General features: G+C 77.4%; 20 protein-coding genes and 1 riboswitch. Of the genes, 10 read left to right on the plus strand and 10 right to left on the minus strand.

The window, feature by feature from the left end:
* Window positions 1-51: 51 nt before the first annotated feature.
* Complete coding sequence (locus BM165_RS21630) at window positions 52-492, plus strand: rhodanese-like domain-containing protein (protein WP_075015612.1); 441 nt, start codon at window positions 52-54, stop codon at window positions 490-492.
* A 38-nt stretch (window positions 493-530) separates the two neighbouring features.
* Here the strand turns inward: BM165_RS21630 and BM165_RS21635 are convergent, their stop codons facing one another.
* Window positions 531-1,331, minus strand: coding sequence for an SDR family NAD(P)-dependent oxidoreductase (locus BM165_RS21635; RefSeq protein WP_075015613.1), 801 nt, complete (start codon window positions 1,329-1,331; stop codon window positions 531-533).
* A gap of 234 nt (window positions 1,332-1,565) precedes the next feature.
* Here BM165_RS21635 and BM165_RS21640 point away from each other — a divergent pair, with 234 nt between their 5' ends.
* Window positions 1,566-2,195, plus strand: a complete 630-nt coding sequence (locus BM165_RS21640; RefSeq protein ID WP_075015614.1) for a superoxide dismutase — start codon at window positions 1,566-1,568, stop codon at window positions 2,193-2,195.
* 180 nt (window positions 2,196-2,375) lie between these two features.
* Complete coding sequence (locus tag BM165_RS21645; protein WP_075015615.1) at window positions 2,376-3,674, plus strand: Nramp family divalent metal transporter; 1,299 nt, start codon at window positions 2,376-2,378, stop codon at window positions 3,672-3,674.
* A 27-nt stretch (window positions 3,675-3,701) separates the two neighbouring features.
* Here BM165_RS21645 and BM165_RS21650 read toward each other — a convergent pair whose 3' ends face one another.
* Window positions 3,702-4,088, minus strand: a complete 387-nt coding sequence (locus BM165_RS21650) for a hypothetical protein (protein ID WP_075015616.1) — start codon at window positions 4,086-4,088, stop codon at window positions 3,702-3,704.
* 104 nt (window positions 4,089-4,192) lie between these two features.
* Here BM165_RS21650 and BM165_RS21655 point away from each other — a divergent pair, with 104 nt between their 5' ends.
* Window positions 4,193-5,002 (plus strand): alpha/beta fold hydrolase, encoded by an 810-nt coding sequence (locus BM165_RS21655; RefSeq protein ID WP_075015617.1) that lies wholly within the window; start codon window positions 4,193-4,195, stop codon window positions 5,000-5,002.
* A 121-nt stretch (window positions 5,003-5,123) separates the two neighbouring features.
* Here the strand turns inward: BM165_RS21655 and thiD are convergent, their stop codons facing one another.
* The 5 genes from thiD to BM165_RS21680 form a co-directional block, all read right to left on the minus strand.
* Window positions 5,124-5,939 (minus strand): bifunctional hydroxymethylpyrimidine kinase/phosphomethylpyrimidine kinase, encoded by an 816-nt coding sequence (gene thiD / locus BM165_RS21660; RefSeq protein ID WP_075015618.1) that lies wholly within the window; start codon window positions 5,937-5,939, stop codon window positions 5,124-5,126.
* Window positions 5,936-6,568 carry a thiamine phosphate synthase gene (gene thiE / locus BM165_RS21665; RefSeq protein ID WP_075015619.1) on the minus strand — a complete coding sequence of 211 codons (633 nt, stop codon included), beginning with the start codon at window positions 6,566-6,568 and terminating at the stop codon, window positions 5,936-5,938. Before thiE ends, thiD begins: the two co-directional genes overlap by 4 nt.
* Window positions 6,565-7,350 (minus strand): hydroxyethylthiazole kinase, encoded by a 786-nt coding sequence (gene thiM, locus BM165_RS21670; protein ID WP_075015620.1) that lies wholly within the window; start codon window positions 7,348-7,350, stop codon window positions 6,565-6,567. The genes thiE and thiM overlap by 4 nt, the downstream gene beginning before the upstream one ends.
* Window positions 7,343-7,442, minus strand: a riboswitch (TPP riboswitch). (Overlaps the previous gene by 8 nt.)
* Window positions 7,434-8,069: a TenA family protein gene (locus BM165_RS21675; protein ID WP_075015621.1), complete on the minus strand. Its 636-nt coding sequence runs from the start codon at window positions 8,067-8,069 to the stop codon at window positions 7,434-7,436. (Overlaps the previous riboswitch by 9 nt.)
* Window positions 8,066-8,665 carry a thiaminase II/PqqC family protein gene (locus BM165_RS21680; RefSeq protein WP_075015622.1) on the minus strand — a complete coding sequence of 200 codons (600 nt, stop codon included), beginning with the start codon at window positions 8,663-8,665 and terminating at the stop codon, window positions 8,066-8,068. Before BM165_RS21680 ends, BM165_RS21675 begins: the two co-directional genes overlap by 4 nt.
* A 177-nt stretch (window positions 8,666-8,842) precedes the next feature.
* Here BM165_RS21680 and BM165_RS21685 point away from each other — a divergent pair, with 177 nt between their 5' ends.
* From BM165_RS21685 to BM165_RS21705, 5 genes are read left to right on the plus strand one after another with little or no spacing between them, the layout of a single operon-like run.
* Window positions 8,843-10,186: a purine-cytosine permease family protein gene (locus tag BM165_RS21685; RefSeq protein ID WP_075015623.1), complete on the plus strand. Its 1,344-nt coding sequence runs from the start codon at window positions 8,843-8,845 to the stop codon at window positions 10,184-10,186.
* Window positions 10,183-11,295: a glycine oxidase ThiO gene (thiO, locus tag BM165_RS21690; RefSeq protein WP_075015624.1), complete on the plus strand. Its 1,113-nt coding sequence runs from the start codon at window positions 10,183-10,185 to the stop codon at window positions 11,293-11,295. The genes BM165_RS21685 and thiO overlap by 4 nt, the downstream gene beginning before the upstream one ends.
* Before the next feature lie 2 nt (window positions 11,296-11,297).
* Window positions 11,298-11,498, plus strand: a complete 201-nt coding sequence (thiS, locus tag BM165_RS21695) for a sulfur carrier protein ThiS (protein WP_075015625.1) — start codon at window positions 11,298-11,300, stop codon at window positions 11,496-11,498.
* Between the two features lie 2 nt (window positions 11,499-11,500).
* A complete protein-coding gene (locus BM165_RS21700) occupies window positions 11,501-12,274 on the plus strand; it encodes a thiazole synthase (RefSeq protein WP_075015626.1) in 774 nt (257 codons plus the stop codon).
* Window positions 12,271-12,846: a thiamine phosphate synthase gene (locus BM165_RS21705; RefSeq protein WP_075015627.1), complete on the plus strand. Its 576-nt coding sequence runs from the start codon at window positions 12,271-12,273 to the stop codon at window positions 12,844-12,846. The genes BM165_RS21700 and BM165_RS21705 overlap by 4 nt, the downstream gene beginning before the upstream one ends.
* A gap of 122 nt (window positions 12,847-12,968) precedes the next feature.
* On the opposite strand, the gene BM165_RS21710 is transcribed toward BM165_RS21705, so the two are convergent.
* Window positions 12,969-13,193 (minus strand): hypothetical protein, encoded by a 225-nt coding sequence (locus BM165_RS21710; RefSeq protein ID WP_143108271.1) that lies wholly within the window; start codon window positions 13,191-13,193, stop codon window positions 12,969-12,971.
* Window positions 13,194-13,397: 204 nt separating this feature from the next.
* On the opposite strand from BM165_RS21710, the gene BM165_RS21715 reads away from it, so the two are divergent.
* Window positions 13,398-13,823 carry an ATP-binding protein gene (locus BM165_RS21715; protein ID WP_075015629.1) on the plus strand — a complete coding sequence of 142 codons (426 nt, stop codon included), beginning with the start codon at window positions 13,398-13,400 and terminating at the stop codon, window positions 13,821-13,823.
* A 60-nt stretch (window positions 13,824-13,883) separates the two neighbouring features.
* Here the strand turns inward: BM165_RS21715 and BM165_RS21720 are convergent, their stop codons facing one another.
* Complete coding sequence (locus BM165_RS21720; RefSeq protein ID WP_244274389.1) at window positions 13,884-15,965, minus strand: SpoIIE family protein phosphatase; 2,082 nt, start codon at window positions 15,963-15,965, stop codon at window positions 13,884-13,886.
* Between the two features lie 861 nt (window positions 15,966-16,826).
* A complete protein-coding gene (locus tag BM165_RS21725) occupies window positions 16,827-17,759 on the minus strand; it encodes a hypothetical protein (RefSeq protein WP_075015630.1) in 933 nt (310 codons plus the stop codon).
* Between the last annotated feature and the right edge of the window lie 307 nt (window positions 17,760-18,066).

The raw sequence follows: 18,066 nt of genomic DNA on the forward strand, positions 1-18,066 counted from the left end.
GACCGTCGGAGGTCTCGTCGGGGCGGGTGTCCGCTCCGCACGATCACGGGCATGGACTGGACCACCGACCCCACCGATGCCGCCGCGCACTTCGCCCGCCGGCTCGCCGTCGAGACCGACGTCAGCGACGTGCACGCCGCGCTGGAGTCCGGCGACCCCGGCTTCGTGCTCCTCGACAGCCGCAGCCGGGAGGCGTGGGACCAGGGGCACGTCCCCGGCGCGGTGCACCTGCCCGGCCGGGAGGTCGCGGCCCGCGCGGAGGCCGAGCTGGACCGGTCCGTCCCGGTGGTCACCTACTGCTGGGGCCCGGGCTGCAACGGCGCGACGCGGGCCGCGCTCGCGCTGGCACTGCTCGGCTTCCGGGTGCGGGAGATGATCGGCGGCCTCGAGTACTGGGCCCGCGAGGGCCTGCCGGTGGAGGCCGCGGACGGCCTCACCCGCCCCGACGTCGACCCGCTCACCGCTCCCCGCCCGGTCAGCTGCGGGTGCTGACGGCGGGCGCGACGGCGGTCGCGCCCGACGCCGGCGGCCTACCCCGCCGAGCCCGGCTCGGTCATCGCCCGGTTCAGCTTCGCCGCCACGTTGCCCGGCGTGACCGCCGACAACCGGCCCATCGCCTTGCTGGCCAGCGACCCGGCGAACACCGACGCCTCGCCCGCCATCAGCCCCTCGTAGCCCTGGCGGGCCACCTGCGCGGGGTCGTCCTTGGCGTCGGTGGCGCCCATCCGGGTGTCGGTGAGGTCGCCGCGGTCGAAGAACTCGGTGTCGGTCGGGCCGGGCAGCAGGGCCGTCACGCTCACCCCGCGGTCGGACAGCTCCTCGCGCAGTGCCAGGGCCAGGTGCTGCACGAACGCCTTGCTGGCGCCGTACACGGACTGGAACGGCTGCGGCGCCTGCGAGGCCACCGACGAGGTGAACAGGATGCGGCCCTCGCCGCGGGCGGCCATGTCCTGCGCGACCGCCTTCGCCACGTGCACGGTGGAGCCGCAGTTCAGCGCCACGATCTCCAGCTCCCGGGCGAGGTCGGTCTCGACGAACGGCCCGCCGATCCCCACCCCGGCGTTGATGGCCGCGGCGTCCAGCGGGCGGCCGGCACCGCGGACGGCGGCCACCAGCAGCTCGCAGTCGTCGTACCTCGTCAGGTCGCCGCGGACGGGTGAGACGTGCGCGCCCATGCCGCGCAGCGTCTCGGCGGCGGCGTCGAGCTCGTCGTCCTCCGCGGCGATCACCAGGTCGAAGCCGTGCTCGGCGAACTGCTTGGCCAGCTCCAGGCCGATGCCGCTGGAGGCGCCGGTGACGAGGGCGAGGGGTCGGTCGGTGGGCACGGTCACGGGGACTCCCGGGTGGTCGTTGTCGCGGACCCCCCGGGAGTGCCCCATCGAGACGGCCGCGACCCGTAGGCGGGGCCGGCGGCAGCAGGTGGGCGCCCGGCGGGTCGCCGGCTCCTGGCCGCCTCCGCGCGGGAGGCGGACGACCTGGCCCGCGGGGGCCACGGGTCGGCCCCGGCGTGTCAGCCGGGCGGGGCAGGACCAGGAGCGTCCGACCGGCCCGACGGAGGGAACCCCATGCCCGAGTACGTGCTCCCCGACCTGCCCTACGACTACGGGGCACTGGAGCCGCACATCTCCGGCGAGATCATGCAGCTGCACCACGACAAGCACCACCAGACCTACGTGACCGGCGCGAACACCGCGCTGGAGAAGCTCGCCGAGGCGCGGGAGAACGACGCGCTCGGGACGGCGAACCTGCACGAGAAGAACCTGGCGTTCAACCTGGGCGGCCACGTCAACCACTCGGTGTTCTGGCCGAACATGAGCCCCGACGGCGGCGACCGCCCCGACGGCGAGCTCGCCGCGGCGATCACCGACCAGTTCGGCTCGTTCGAGGGCTTCCAGGCGCACTTCACCGCCGTCGCCGGCGGGGTGCAGGGCTCGGGCTGGTCGATCCTCGCGTGGGACTCGGTGGGGCAGAAGCTGCTCATCTGCCAGCTCTACGACCACCAGGGCAACCTCACCGTCGGCCTGGTCCCGCTCCTGATGCTCGACATGTGGGAGCACGCCTTCTACCTGCAGTACCGCAACGTGAAGACCGACTACATCAGCGCGTGGTGGAACGTCGTCAACTGGGCCGACGTCACGCAGCGGTTCACCACCGCGCGCACCGCCACGGCCGGGCTGATCGTCCCGGCGGCCTGAGCGCTCCCCGGGGCCGCGGCACCGTGCACCGGCTCCGCGACCCCGGGGCGTCTCAGGGAAGCCTCACCTCGGCCCGCGCGGGCCACGACCTGGCCCGACCGTGACACCCCCGGCGGGCACCCCGGCACCGAGACCGCCGACGGCCCGCCCGCCGCCCGACCCACCCCCTGTGAGGCCCCCGTGTACCTGTCGAAGACCGAGGCCGCCGTCCTGCCGACGACGCTCGTCGGCACGCCGAAGACACCACCGCCGCCGCCCACCGGACGGCGCCGCCTGTGGCCGCTGCTCGGCCCGGCCTTCGTCGCCGCCGTCGCCTACGTCGACCCCGGCAACTTCGCCACCAACTTCTCCGGCGGCGCCTCGTTCGGCTACACGCTGCTGTGGGTGATCGTCGCGGCCAACCTCATGGCGATGCTCATCCAGACGCTCACCGCCAAGCTCGGCCTGGCCACCGGTCGCGACCTGGCCACCAACTGCCGCGAGCAGCTGCCCCGCCCGGTCACCTGGGGGCTGTGGGTGCAGGCCGAGGCGGTCGCCATCGCCACCGACCTCGCCGAGATCGTCGGCGGCGCCGTCGCGCTGTACCTGCTGTTCGGGGTGCCGCTGCCGATCGGCGGGGTCATCACCGCGATCGTCGCCTTCGTGCTGCTGGCGGCGCAGTCGCGCGGGCACCGGCCCTTCGAGCGGGTCATCACCGGGCTGCTGCTGGTGATCGGTGCCGGGTTCGCCTACACGCTGGTCGGCTCGGGCGTCGACCTCGGCGGCCTGGCCGGCGGCATGGTGCCCACCTTCGCCGGCCCCGACAGCCTGGTGCTCGCCGCCGGCATCCTCGGCGCCACCGTGATGCCGCACGTCATCTACGTGCACTCCGCGCTGACCCCGGGCCGCTACGGCGACGTCGTCACCGCCGGCCGCACCCGGACCGGCCGGAGCCGCCTGCTGCGGGCCCAGCGGATCGACGTGCTGCTCGCCATGGGGCTGGCCGGGCTGGTCAACGCCTCGATGCTCATCATCGCCGCGCAGCTGTTCACCGGCGACGCCGACCAGGCCGCCTCTCTGGAGGGCGTGCACGCCGGGCTCGGCGAGCAACTCGGCGCCGGCGCCTCCCTGGCCTTCGCCCTCGCGCTGCTGGCGAGCGGGTTCGCCTCCTCCTCGGTGGGCACGCACGCCGGGCAGGTGGTCATGGCGGGGTTCCTCAAGCGGCACATCCCGGTGCTGACCCGCCGGCTGATCACCCTCGCCCCGGCGCTGGCCGTGCTCGTCCTCGGCGGCGACCCCACCACGGCGCTGGTGTGGTCACAGGTGGTGCTCAGCTTCGGCATCCCGTTCGCCCTGGTGCCGCTGCTGTGGCTCACCTCCCGCCGCGACCTCATGGGCGGCTGGGTCAACCGGCGCGTCACCACCGTGACCGGCGCTGTCGTGGCCGCCCTGATCATCGCCCTCAACGCCCACCTGCTGATCGGCTTCGTGACCGGGTAGCCGGCGTCCCCCGCCGTCGGGACGGGCTCAGCCCACCGCCCGGGCCACGAGTGCGGCGATGCGCTCCTCCACCTCGGCCGTCACCTCGGTGGGGCCGGAGGAGGTGGCCCCCATCGGCTCGTCGTCCAGGCGGGCCCGGTCGTCGAACCCGAGGATCGCGTAGCGCGCCGTGAACGTCTCCGCGCTGTGGAAGTAGCAGACGACGCTGCCGTCCAGCGCGTGGGCGGGCATCCCGTAGCGGTCGGGGTCGGACATCCCGGCGATGTCCGCGAGCACGTCCCGCGCCTCCTGCGCCGCCTCGTCCGCGCGCGAGGTCCGGAGCGCCTCCGTCCTCAGCTCGCGGGCGTGCTCCTCCACCGCGGCCCGCTCCTCGGCCCTGAACCCCTGGCTCGTGCTGCTGTCGGTGCTGGTCATGGCGAGGACGCCAGGGACCGCGCGGGGACCGGCGCTTCTCGATCCCCGACCGGTCCGGCGAGGAGGACCGGCCGCCCCGGGAGCCGAGGCCCCAGGATGGCGCCATGAGGCGAACGGTCCCCCTCGACGACGTGCCGGTCGTGGCCGACGAGTGGCCGGGGAGCGGCCCGACGGTCGTCCTGCTGCACGCCGGCGTCGCCGACCGCCGCAGCTGGTACGGCACCGCCGAGCTGCTCGCCGGGGCGCACCACGTCGTCGCCGCCGACCGGCGGGGCTTCGGGGACAGCCCGGTGTCCACCACGCCGTTCACCCACGTCGACGACCTGGTCGCACTGCTCGACCACCTCGGCGGCGGGCCCGCGTGGCTCGTCGGCAGCTCGATGGGCGGCCAGGTGGCGCTCGACACCGCCGTGCTGCACCCGGACCGGGTCGCCGGGCTGGTGCTGATCGCCCCGGCGGTCAGCGGTGCGCCGGAGCCCGACGAGCTGGACCCGGTCACCCAGCGCCTGGGCGACCTGCTCGGCCCGGCCACGGCCGCCGGGGACCTGGACGAGGTCGGCCGGCTCGAGACGTGGCTGTGGCTCGACGGTCCCGCCGGCCCGGAGGGACGCGTCGCCGGCCCCGCACGCGAGCTGGCCCTGGCGATGAACGCGACGATCCTGCGCCACGGCCTCCCGGAGGGCGACGGCGACGCCGGGATCGCGGCGTGGGACCGCTTGCCCGAGGTCGAGGTCCCCGTCACCGTCGCCTGGGGCGACCTCGACGTGCCGTTCCTCCTCGACCAGTGCGAGCAGCTGGTGGCCCGGCTCCCCCGGGCGACCCGCCGGGTGCTGCCCGGGGTGGCCCACCTGCCCTACCTGGAGGACCCGGAGCCGGTGGCCGACCTGGTCCGCACGGCCGTCGCCGCCCGCTGAGGCTGGGGCGGCGGACCCCGTCGAGATGGCGGGATCTCGCACGCCGCGCGCCTCCCGGGCGTACGAGATGGCGGGATCTCGACGGGCTGCGCACGCGCGGACGGCACGGCGCGCCCGGGGCTCAGCGCTCCCAGATGCCGGCGAAGTGGTGCACCGGGCCGTGCCCGGAGCCGATGCCCAGCGAGGTCCCCGCCTCCAGCGCCCGCTGCAGGTAGCTGCGCGCGCGCTCGACGGCCGGCTCCCAGCCGGCCGGCCCGCCCACGCCGCGGGCGACCAGCGCCGCGATCGCCGAGGACAGCGTGCAGCCGGTGCCGTGCGTGGCCGTCGTGTCCACCCGCGGCCGCCGGGTGACGACGACGCCGTCGGCGGTGGCCAGGACGTCGAGGCTCTCGTCGCCGCCGAGGTGGCCGCCCTTGGCCAGCACGGCCCCGGGCCCGAGCTCCAGCAGCTCCCCGGCGTGCACGGCCAGCTCGTCGACCGTCGTGGCCGGGGCGACGCCGAGCAGCGCCGCGGCCTCGGGCACGTTCGGCGTCACCAGGTCGGCCACCGGCAGCAGCACCTCGCGGACGGCCGTGATCGCGTCGTCGTCGACCAGCCGGTCGCCGCTGGTGGCCACCATGACCGGGTCGACGACGACCGGCCCGGCCACCCGCCCGGCCAGCGCGGCGGCGACCTCGCGGACGACGTCGGCGGTGCCGAGCATCCCGGTCTTGGCGGCGTGCACGGTCACGTCGGCGAGCAGCGTGGCGATCTGCTCGCCCACGAACGCCGCCGGCACCGGGTGCACGCCGGTGACGCCGCGGGTGTTCTGCGCGGTCAGCGCGGTGAGCACGGCGGTGCCGTAGACGCCCAGCGCGCTGAAGGTCTTCAGGTCGGCCTGGATGCCGGCGCCGCCGCTGGGGTCGCTGCCGGCGACGGTGAGCGCGACGGGGGTCACCGGACACCCCGGAGGGCGCGGGCCGCGGCGGCCGGGTCGGGTGCGGCGCAGATCGCCGACACGACGCAGACCCCGTCCACCCCGGTCACCTCCGCCGCCCGCTCCACCGAGATCCCCCCGATCGCCACCGACCGCAGCCCGCCGGCCGCCGCCTTCGCCGCCAGCGCCGCCGTGCCCGCGGGACCGAGGCCGGTGCCGGCGTCGGGCTTGGTGGGCGTGGCCCACACCGGGCCGATGCCGACCACGTCGACCGTCCCGGGTGGCAGGGCCAGCGCGACGGCGAGCTCGTCGTCCGAGCCCGCCGACAGCCCCAGCAGCCGGTCGGGCCCGATCAGAGCGCGCACCTCGGCGGCGGGCAGGTCGTCCTGGCCCACGTGCACGCCGTCGGCCCCGGCGAGCAGGGCGACGTCGACGGCGTCGTTGACGAACAGCGCGACGCCGGGGGGCAGCACCGCCCGCACGGCCAGCGTGAGCGCGTACAGCTCCCGCCGCGACGCCGTCTTGTCGCGGACCTGGACCGCGGTGACCCCGCCGGCGACGGCAGCGCGGACGACGTCGGGCACGCCGCGCTCACCGGCCAGCGCCGTGTCGGTGACCAGGTAGAGCGTCGGGTCGAACGGCGGTCTCACGCGGTCACCCGCGCCGCGGAGAGGTCGGTGACGGCGTCGAGCGCGTCGAGCCACAGCGGGGCGAAGGTGCCCGGGCCGGGTCCGGCGGCGGCCGCGGCCTCGGCGGCGAGCGCGACGTGCGCGTGCGCGGCGACCGCGCCGGTGAGCGGGTCGTCGGCGACGGCGAGGTAGGCCGCGACCAGCGCTCCGAGGGCGCAGCCGGCACCGGTGGTGCGGGTGAGCAGCACCGAGCCGCCGCCCACCCGGACGGTGCGGGACCCGTCCGTCACGACGTCGACCTCCCCGCTCACGGCCACCACGCCGCCGGTGCGCCGGGCGAGGTCGGCGGCGGCGTCGAGGGCGTCGTCGGCCTTCGCCGTGGAGTCGACCCCGCGGCCGCCGGAGCCCGCGCCGGCCAGCGCCATGACCTCGCTGGCGTTGCCGCGCACCACCGCCGGCCGCGAGCCGAGGAGCTCGGCGGCGAGCTCGGTGCGGAAGGCCAGCCCGCCGACGGCGACCGGGTCGAGCACCCACGGCGTGCCCGCCGCCGACGCCGACCGGGCGGCCAGCCGCATGGCCTCGGCGGTCCGCTGGTTCACCGTGCCGACGTTCACCAGCACGGCGGAGGCGACGGCGGCGAAGCCCTCGGCCTCCAGCGGCTCGTCGACCATCGCCGGGGCGGCGCCGACGGCGAGCAGCGCGTTGGCGGTGAGCGTCTGCACGACCGTGTTGGTCAGGCAGTGCACGAGCGGGGCCGCACCCGGGAGCGCGAGCCGGGCAGCGGTCAGAGGAGCGGCATCCATCGCCGTGACATCCCTTCGCCAGCATGACCTGGACAGGTTCGACGGGTGTGTTCTCAGCCCGCTCGCCAGAGCGGACACCCCGGTCACTCGGCCGCGACGGTACCCCGGCCGGCCCAGGCGGCGTCGAAGAAGCCGAGCTCCAGCTGCATCGCCCGCCGGTACGCGCGCCGCACCGCCGGGGTGTCGGCGGCCAGCCGGTCGAGCAGCGCCTCCAGCGTCGCGGCGAGGTCGGCGAAGCCCGGGTCGGCGTAGGTGTCCACCCACTCGCGGTAGAGCCCGGCCGCCGAGGCCGCGAGGGACTCCCCCAGGTGCGCGTAGAGCCGCATGCACGGCGTCATCGCCGCGCACACCTCCCCGACGTCGCCGAGCGCGGCGGTGGCCAGCAGGAACTCGGTGTAGGCGAGGGTGGCCGGCGCCGGCTCGACGGCGGCCAGGTCGATGCCCCACCGGGCGGCGTAGCCGTCGTGCAGCCGCAGCTCCTCGCGGACGCCGGCCAGCAGGTCGGCGAACGCCTCCAGCGTCGCGCGGTCGCGGCTGTGCGCCACCCCCAGCGCGTAGGCGCGGGCGAACGCCTCGAGGAAGAACGCGTCCTGCGCGACGTACCCGGCGAACCGCTCGCGCGGCAGCGTGCCGTCGGCGATGCCGGTGACGAAGGGGTGTCCCAGCGCCGCGGCGGCGAGGTCGGCACTGTCGGCCCACATCCGCGCGGACGGGCTCACCGGGCCATCTCCCAGAAGGCGGCCTCCGCGGCGGCCACCTCGAGGAACACCGCGTCGTCGGCCGGGTCGGCGGCGTCGGCACCGGCCCGGTCGGCCGCCTCCTCCAGCGCGGCGACGTAGCCGGCGAAACCCGGCGCCGTCCAGTGCGCGACGAACGGGCCGTACTCCCCGGCGCCGGGACGGGCGCCCGACCAGGCGTCGAGGTAGGCCCGTTCGACGGCCCACAGCGCGGTCAGGGCGGTCGCGACGTCGGCGGCGTCGAGCCGGTACAGCAGGTCCCCGTAGGCGATGGTGGCCGGCAGCTGCGGTGCGGCGAGGTCCAGGCCGCGCTCGGCGGCGACCCGGCCGAACCAGTCCAGCTCCGCCACCAGCGCCACGCAGCCCCCGGCCAGCACCGCCTGGGCCGGCCGCGGGGCGCGGGCGAGCAGCCGGGCCTGGAAGCGCAGCAGGTCGGCGAGGAAGTGCGCGTCCTGCACCAGCCAGGTGTCGAACGCCGCGGGCGGCAGGGTGCCGTCGCGGACGGCGTCGAGGAACGGGGAGCGGGTGGCCCGTCCCCACGCGTCGGCGTGGGCGGCGAGCAGGTCGGCGACCGGCACGGCGGAGCACGTTACGGCGTGCCGGTGGTGGCCGCGCCCCGGTCGGCCGACCCCGGGCACCCGTCGTAGGGTGAGCGCGCCATGTGCGGGAGCTCGGGGCAGCCGGGCTGAGAGGGCGACCGTCCGCGTCGCCGACCGCTGGAACCTGACCGGGTAATGCCGGCGTAGGGAGCGCTCATGAGCACGGTGGACCCTGTCCGCACGGACGCCGTACGCACCCCCGACGCACCCCTCACCCTCGAGGAGGCGCCGCCCCGCACGATGGGCCTGCAGGCCAACCTCGGCCTGTGGGCCAACCTCGGTGTCAGCCTGCTGCTGCCGGTGGCCGCGGTGTTCGTCGTCCTGCCCGGCCGGCCGCTCGGGGTCACCCTCGCCGCGATCGTCGTCGGCGCGGTGATCGGCTCGGCGCTGCTCGGCGCGGTCGCGGCCGCCGGCGCCCGGGAGAGCGTCCCGGGCATGGTGCTGCTGCGCGGGCTCCTCGGCCGGCGCACCTCGTGGCTGCCGACCGCGTTCAACCTCGTCCAGTGCGTCGGCTGGGCCACGTTCGAGATCGTGGTCATCGCCGAGGCCGCCGCGCGGGTGCTCGACGCGCCGCGCTGGCCGTTCGTCGTCGGCGCCGGCGTGCTGGCCACCGCGATGGCGCTCAAGCCCCTCGGCGTCGTCCGGGTGCTGGCCCGCTACGCCGTGTGGGCCGCGCTGGCCGCCGTCGCCTACCTGTTCGTGCAGGTCCTGGCCGAGCCGCTGCCCCCGCTGGAGGGCGGCGGGGCGACGTCGTTCTGGACGGCGGCCGACATCGTCATCGCGCTGCCGGTGTCCTGGCTGCCGCTGGCCGCCGACTACACCCGCCACGCGCGCAGTGCCCGGGCCGCCGGCGTCGGCGCGGGCGTGGGCTACGGCCTGGCCACGATCGTCATGTTCACCCTCGGGGTGCTGGCGCTGGCCGCCTACGGCAGCGCCGGGTTCGACGTCATCAGCGCCCTGCTCGCCGTGCCGCTGGGCGCGCTGGCCGTGCTCGTGCTGGTCACCGTGGAGCTCGACGAGGCGTTCGCCAACCTCTACTCGACGGCGGTGTCGGCGCAGAACGTCGTCGCCCGGGCCGACCGGCGGGTGCTCGTCGTCGGCGTCGGCGCGATCGCCACCCTGCTCGCCCTCACCCTCGACGTCGTCGCCTACGAGCCCTTCCTCTTCCTCATCGGCGCGGTGTTCGTGCCGCTGGCCGGGGTGCTGATCGCGGCCTACTGGCTCACCCCGCGCGGGCGCTGGGACACCTCCGCCACCGCCCCGGCACGCCCGGCGTACCTGCTGCCGTGGGCCGCCGGGTTCGTCGCCTACCAGCTCACCCTGCCCACGTACTTCCCCGGCCCGGGGTCGGGGTGGACGGCGTGGTGGGGCGCGCGCCAGGCCGACCTCGGCATCGACCCGGGCAACGGCTGGTCGGCGTCGCTGGTGGGGCTGGCCGTCGCCGTCGTCCTCACGCTGCCCCTCGTGGCGGCGGGCCGCCGGCAGAGCACCCGGGCATGACCGCCGTCGCCGTCGCCGGCGGCGGCCTGGTCGGGCTCGCGGTCGCCTGGCGGGCGGCACTGCGCGGCCTGTCGGTGACCGTCGCCGACGACGCCCCGGGCGCCGGCGCCTCGGCCGCCGCCGCCGGGATGCTCGCCCCGGTCACCGAGGCCGGCTACCGCGAGGAGGCGCTGCTGGGGCTGGGCGCGGCGTCGCTGGCGCGCTGGCCGGCCTTCGCCGCCGAGCTGGAGGCGGCCTCCGGGCTGCCGGTCGGGCTGCGGACGGCGGGGACGCTGGTGGTCGGGTTCGACGAGGACGACGTCCGCGAGCTCGACGCGCTGCACGCCTTCCAGCGCGGGCTCGGCCTGGCCGCGCAGCGTCTCTCCCCGCGCGAGACCCGCGGCCGCGAGCCCGCGCTGACTCCCCGGGTGCGCGGCGGACTGCTGGTCGCGGGCGACCACTCCGTCGACGGCCGCGCCGTGCACGCCGCGCTGCTGGCCGCCTGCACGGCCGCGGGCGTGGTGGTCGTCCGCGAGCGGGTGGCCGAGGTCGTGGTCGACGGCGGCCGGGCGGCCGGGCTGCGGCTGGCCTCCGGGGAGACGGTCGCCGCCGGTGCCACCGTGCTGGCGCTCGGGGCCCACAGCGGTGACCTCCCCGGCGTCCCGCCGCTGCCGGTGCGGCCGGTCAAGGGGCAGGTCCTGCGGCTGGCCGGCGCCCGGGGCCTGCTGGAGGGCACCGTGCGCGCGCTGGTCAGGGGCCGGCACGTCTACCTGGTCCCGTACGGCGACGGCGGGCTGGTCGTGGGCGCCACCGTCGAGGACCGCGGCTTCGACGCCCGGGTCACCGCCGGTGGCGTGCACGACCTGCTGCACGACGCCATCGAGGTCGTCCCGGAGGTGGAGGAGCTGGAGCTGGCCGAGACGCTGGCCCGTTGGCGCCCGGGCACCCCCGACAACGCGCCGCTGCTCGGACCCTCCTCGCTGCCCGGCCTGGTGCTCGCCACCGGCCACCACCGCAACGGCGTGCTGCTCACCCCGGTCACCGCCGAGGCCACCGCCGAGCTGTTGGTCACCGGCACGCTCCCGGACGTCGCCGCCCCGTTCACCGCCGACCGCTTCCGGAGGGACTGAGGATGCAGCTCACCGTCAACGGCGAGGCCGCCGAGGTGGCCGACGGCGCCACCGTCGCCGATCTCGTCGCCGCCCGCGCACCCGGCCACGACCGGGTCGCCGTCGCCCGCAACGGGGACGTCGTCCCGCGCAGCGGCTGGGCGCAGACCCCGCTGGCAGCCGGCGACGCCGTCGAGGTGCTGGCCCCGACCGCAGGAGGCTGACCGTGTCCGGCGACGACCTCACCATCGGCGGCGAGACGTTCACCTCGCGGCTGCTGCTCGGCACCGGCGGCGTGCCCAGCCTGGAGGCGCTGGAGGCCGCCGTCCACGCCTCGGGCACCGAACTGGTCACCGTGGCGCTGCGCCGCGTGGAGGCGTCCGCGTCCGGCTCGATGGTGCAGGTGCTCGACCGCGCCGGCGTCCGGCTGCTGCCCAACACCGCCGGCTGCCGCACCGCGCGCGAGGCCGTGCGCACCGCCCGGCTGGCCCGCGAGGCGTTCGGCACCGACTGGGTCAAGCTCGAGGTGATCGGCGACGACGTCACGCTGCTCCCCGACGCCGTCGAGCTGCTCGACGCCGCCGAGCAGCTGGTGGCCGAGGGGTTCACCGTGCTGGCCTACACCACCGACGACCCCGTGCTCGGCCGCCGGCTGGCCGACGCCGGGTGCGCCGCCGTCATGCCGCTGGGCTCGCCGATCGGCAGCGGCCTGGGCATCCGCAACCCGCACAACGTGGCGCTGCTGCGCGAGGCCGTGCAGGTGCCGGTCGTGCTCGACGCCGGCATCGGCACCGCCTCCGACGCCGCGCTGGCGATGGAGCTGGGCTGCGACGCCGTCCTGCTGGCCTCCGCGGTCACCCGCGCCCGCGACCCCGAGCGGATGGCGCTGGCCATGCGCCGGGCGGTGGAGGGCGGACGGCTGGCGAGGCTCGCCGGGCGGATCCCGCGCCGCTGGCACGCCGAGGCCTCGACCCCGTTCGAGGGCCTGCCGGCGCTGTGATCCCCCGCCTGCTCGTGGTCACCGACCGGACGCAGGCGCCGGCGCCCCTGGTCGACACCGTCGCCGCGGCCGTCACCGCGGGCGCCCGGGCGGTGTGGCTGCGCGACCGCGACCTGCCCGTCGCCGAGCGGGCCGCGCTGGCCGCCGGGCTGCGCGCGGTGCTCGACCCGGTGGGCGGCCTGCTGGTGTGGGGCGGCGCGGCCGGCGCCCCCGCCGGCCTGCCGGTGCACCTGACGGCCGCCGACCCGTTCCCGGCCGTGCGCCCGCCGCTGGTGGGCCGGTCCTGCCACTCCGCCGCCGACCTGGCCCGGGCGGCGGCGGAGGGCTGCGACTGGGTGACGCTCTCGCCGTTCGCGCCGACGCCGTCCAAGCCCGGCTACGGCCCGGCGCTCGGCACCGCCGGCCTGGCGGCGCTGGTGCGCGGTGCCCCGCCGGTGCTCGCGCTGGGCGGCGTGCGCCCCGGCGACGTGGCGGGCTGCCTCGCCGCCGGGGCGTCCGGTGTGGCCGTCATGGGGCCGGTGATGCGCGACCCCGCCGTCGTCGCCGGCTACTGCGCCGCGCTGGCCGGCTGAACCCGCCGGCCGGGCAGCACGAGGTTCAGCACCACCGCCACGACGGCCCCGACGACGATCCCCGAGTTGCTCCTCGGCCAGCGGCACCGCGACGGCGATGAACGCGAAGCCCGAGCCCACCATCAGCGGCAGCCGGCCGGGCCGATGCCGACCGTCTGCAGCAGGGTGGCCAGGCCCGCGCCCAGCTGGGCGCGGGCCTGCACCAGCAGGGTCGCCTCGCCCGTCGTCGCGCCGATGACGCCGGCCAGCAGGTGTGAGGACCCTCCTGCCCCCCACCGCTCGCACGCTCGCGGCGGGTCGGTGCTCGGCGGGGCGGCAGCGCGCGGCCGCACGAGGGGTAGGGCCATGGGGACACCCGGTCCCGAGGGTCGGTACCCCGAGCAGGCTCCCGGCCCGGTGTTCCGGTTCCGTGACGCCGACGTAGCGGATCCGTTCCACCACGCAGCGTGTGACCTGGATCCCATTCGGTTTGCGCACGCCTCCCGGGAGCCATACGCAGGTGTTCGTCATCGACGTCCAGCAGGGGACACCAGCGCGCGGGGAGCAGACGGGTGAGACGCCGACCAGCCGGACCCGGCTGGCCGCCGGCACCCCCGCCGCCCGCGTGGGACGGCCTGTCCTGGCAGCTCTCCGACGTCGCCCAGCTCCCGCGGATGCGCGCGGAGCTGCGCCGCTGGCGCATCGTCTGCGGCCTGTCCGACTTCCGGGACCGGCTGCTGCTGGTCCTCGACGAGTTGGCCTCGAACGCGCTGCGCCACGGCGGGGGGCAGGTGCAGGCGGCGGTCCGGCGCACCGGGGACGCCTTCCTCGTGGCGGTGACCGACGGCGACACCTCCACCCCGCCCACCCCGGCCGTCGACCGCGACCCCGCCGAGGGCGGCCTGGGCCTCTACCTCATCGTCGAGCTGTCGACGGCGCACGGCTGGTACGTCGACGGCGACGCCAAGACCGTCTGGGCGGTCCTCCCCCCGTCCTGAGGGGATGGAACGGCCCTCCTGCAGGGTCCCGCGCCGAGCTTGCGGGGCAGGAGGGTCCTCCTACTGGGGGTGCAGCCGGATGGCGACGAGGGCGACGTCGTCCTGCAGGCCCTCGGGACGCAGGCGGGTGACCAGCGCGTCGCAGAGCCGCTCCAGCGGCAGGTCGGCGAGCTGCGCCAGCGCGGCGCCGAGCAGCGAGGTGCCCTCGTCGAGCAGCAGGTCGCGGCCCTCGACCAGGCCGTCGGTGTAGAGCAGCAGCGTCGAGCCGCGGCGGACCTCCACCGCGCGCGAGGTCCGGCGCGCGGCCGGGTCGACGCCGAGCATCAGCTCCCCGCGGTCGTCCCCGAGCGTGCGCACCTCGCCCTCGGGTGTGAGCAGCAGCGGCGGCGGGTGCCCGGCGTTGGACCAGCGCAGCGTCGTCGTCCCGGCGGCGCGCTGCTCCGGGGTCTGCTCCACCCGCGCCACGACCGCGGTGGCCATGGTCCCCAGCCCCAGGGCGTCGACGGCGGAGTCGAGCTCGGCGAGGACGGCGTCGGGCGGGGTGTCCCCGCGGTGGGCGATGCCGCGCAGCATGCCGCGCAGCTGGCCCATCGCGGCGGCGGCCTCGATGTCGTGGCCGACGACGTCGCCGATGACCAGCACCGTCGAGCCGTCGGGCTGCAGGAACGCGTCGTACCAGTCGCCGCCGACCTGGGCGACCTGCACCGCAGGCTGGTACCGGACGACGATCTCGGCGTCGTCGGGCTGCGGCGGCGCGGTGAGCATGCTGCGCTGCAGCGCCTCCGCCAGCCGCCGCTGCTGGTCGAACAGCCGGGCGTTGTCCAGGGCGAGCGCGACGCGGTCGGCGACCTCGCGGGCGGCGGCCACGTCCTCGGCGGCGGCCGGTGACCGGTCGGCGCCGCGGTAGACGCTGAGCGCGCCGAGCGTGCGGCCGCGGGCCAGCAGCGGCAGCGTCACCGCCGTCCGGGGGGCGAGGGCGTCGAAGACGTCGCGCACCTCGCCCTCGGGCAGCGTGGGGCGGATGACGGCCGGGACGTCGGCGACGGTGAACAGCCGGCCCGACTCCAGCGCCCGGAGCACCGGGGCGTCGGGCGCGACCGAGGCCAGCCGCAGGGCGGCGTAGGTGGCGGTCGCCGCCCGCATCGCGGGGTCGGCGTGCCAGCTCGCCACGTCCTGCGTGCGGCCGTCGGTGCCGTCGGCGAGGGTGAGGATCGCCCAGTCACCGAGGACGGGGACGACGGCCTCGGCCACCCGCTGCAGCGCCGCCCGCTCGGCCGCGGCGGAGCCCAGCGCCGACGACATCAGCGCGCTGACCTCGGCGATCAGGGCCAGCCGGGCGGCGCCGGCGCGGGCGCGCTCCTCCACGGCCCGGCGCTCGGTGACGTCGAGGAAGTACACCGACAGTCCGTCGGGACCCGGCCAGGCGCGCACCTCGTACCAGGCGTCCAGCGGAGGCGGGTAGTAGGCCTCGAAGACCCGCTCCTGCGTCCCCTCCATCGCGGCGCGGTAGTGCGTCTCGAAGGCACTGCCGACGGCGTCCGGGAAGAGCTCCCAGACCACCCCGCCGAGCAGCTCGTCCCGGGTGCGGTGCAGCACCCGCTCGGCCTCGGCGTTGACGTAGGTGAACCGCCACGAGCGGTCGAGGGCGAAGAACGCCGACCGCATGGTCTCGAGCACCCGGGAGACGCGGGCGTCGCCCTCGCGCAGCCGGGTGGTGTCCAGGGCGGCGCCCAGGAGCCGCACCGGCCGGCCGCGGGAGTCGGCCAGCGCCCGGCCGCGGCCCTGCACCCAGCGGATGTCACCGGAGGGCAGCACCACCCGGAACTCGGCCTCGTAGGCGCCGCGGGTGTCGACGGCGTCCTGCAGGGCCTGCAGGGTGCGGTCGCGGTCGTCGGGGTGCAGCCGGGCGGCGAAGGCGTCGAGCGTCTCGTCGAAGTCGGCCTCCGTGTACCCGAACAGCGCGAGGAGCTGCTCGTCCCAGGACAGCCGGCCGGTCACCAGGTCCCAGTCGAAGCTGCCGATGCGCGCAGCGTCGATGGCGAGCTCGAAGCGGAGCCGGCTGACCTCGGCGTCGTCGGGGAGGAGGGACAGCGACCGGGGCGCCTCACCCGACGACCCCGGACGCTGCTCGGGGACGGTCACGGGGAGGGGGAGGTCCATTCGTGCGGGAGGAGCGGCGGTCCGCCGTCCTTTCTCCCATGCCGGGGCGGGCGACGACAACCGGTGTGCCGTAGTCGACACCGCGCGACGACACCCGGGCGGGGTGCGCGCGGGCCGGGGTCCGCGGGCGCGGGACGCCGGACGGGCGCTCCCCGGTGCCGGTCCGGCGGGGTGCCGGTCCGGCGCTCCGGGGAGCGCCCGTCGAGGGCTGTCGACCCCGCGCCCCGGGCTCCCGGGACGGCGTCCTGCGGTCCTCCGCGTCGCGGCGCCGGGCCGGTGACCGCGGCCGCTCCGGCGAGCGTCTCCTCCGGGCGACCGGCGGCGCCGTCCTGGCCAGGTCGTGCCGGTCAGAGACCCGGAGGACGACGGGGCGGGTCGTCCTGCACCGGGCACCGGCAGGGCCTGGTCCTCCTCGGCGCGATCGCTGCCGGCACTCCGTCCCGCTGTCGGCTCCGGGCCTCCCGGGAGGGTCCGCGCGCTGTCCTGGGCGGGGCAGTCGGCGGGTGGGTCGAGGCCGGATCGTCGTGCGGTGCGGTCTGCCGGCGGCGGGGCGCTGCCGGCGTCCGTGCCGCGTCGCGTCCGGGCCTCCCGGGAGGATCCGCACGCTGCCCTGGGCGGGGCAGTCGGCGGGTGGGTCGAGGCCGGATCGTCGTGCGGTGCGGTCTGCCGGCGGCGGGGGCGCCGTGGAGGGTCAGGAGCCGGCCACGAGGGCCGGGAGGGAACGGCTCGGTGAGCGGGCCGGCGGTCCGGCCACCTGGAGGGGAAGGGGTGGCCGGGCCCGTCGAGCACGTCGACGAGGGGAGCGGACGCGCGAAGTCCTGGGAGGAGGAGGCGCGCTGCGGGTCAGGCGGGAGCCGGTGGCGGCCGGGGCGAGCCCCGGGCCCGGTGCGGTGCCGGGTCGCCCCGGGTGCGCACCGTGCCGGCGGTCGACGCCGGCAGGTCGGGTGCCCGCGCCAGGGGCCGCCCCGCGGCGGGCCGGGCCGGCCAGCCCGCAGGGGCCAGGGCCGGCACGGCGGCGCGCGGTCGGGGCAGCGGCCGGGCGGGACCGCCTGCAGAGGACGCCGCGGTGGGGGAAGGCACCGCGGACGCGATCGTGGGGGTGCTGGGCAGCTCGGTGAGCACCACGGCACCGTTGCCGGGAGCAGGGGGGACGACGGGGGCCGCGGGCGCGGGCGGCCGCGGGGCGCCCCAGGCGAGGTACGCCCCGCCGGGACCGGCGCCCCACATCGCCAGGCGGCGGACCAGGCCCGGCCCGGCGGGCGGGACGACGACGGGCGGTGTCGGCCAGGCGGCGTGCGCGCCGTCGGGTCCGGCGCCCCACATCGCCAGGCGCCGCACGGTGGCCCGCACCCGGGCCCGCAGCCGCGAGCCACCCGGGCGCACGGGGGCCGCGGGCAGGCCGGCTCCGGACGGCGCGGCAGGGGCGGCGGGCGCGGCGGCCGCGGCGGCCGCGGTGACGGGTGTGGCGGACGGCCGGGCCGGCCGGGGCCGCGGCACGGGCACCGGGCGGGCCATCGGCAGCGGCCGCAGCGCACGCCGGGCGGCCGGGTGGCGGGTGACGGCGGCCCGGACGGGACGGCGCCGGTGCGGCACCGCGTCGGCGCGCACGAGCAGGTCGAGGAGGCCGGCCAGCGGCAGGCCGTCCGCCGGCACCACCGGCGGCGCGGCCGACTGCGGCACGGGCGACGGCGGGACGGACGCCACGGCCGGTGGCGGGGCCGACGGCACGGCCGGCAGCGGGGCCGACCACAGGCTCGCTGCCCGGGTGATCGCCATGCCGGCCTCCTCGAGGGTCTGTGTCCGCGGCCGGGGAAGGTGCCGCGGACAAGAGAAAGGTAGGGAGGACCGGCCCCGCGGACGGCCGATCGGGACACGTCCCGCGGCGCCCGTGACGCAACCGTTGTGGGGCCCTGACCTGCGCGTTGGTGACCGTGTGCTGACGGCGAGCACTTGTCGACCCGTCGACGGGCCGCGAGCGTGGGAGCGCCCCGGCGGGCCGCCGGTCACCCCGGGACGCGCCCCGGCGCGCCCGGCGTGTCGGGCTCCGGCGGCCGGCGCGCAGGGCGCACCGGTCCGGTTGCCG

The sequence above is a fragment of the Geodermatophilus obscurus genome, assembly GCF_900115395.1.
Classification (GTDB): domain Bacteria; phylum Actinomycetota; class Actinomycetes; order Mycobacteriales; family Geodermatophilaceae; genus Geodermatophilus; species Geodermatophilus obscurus_B.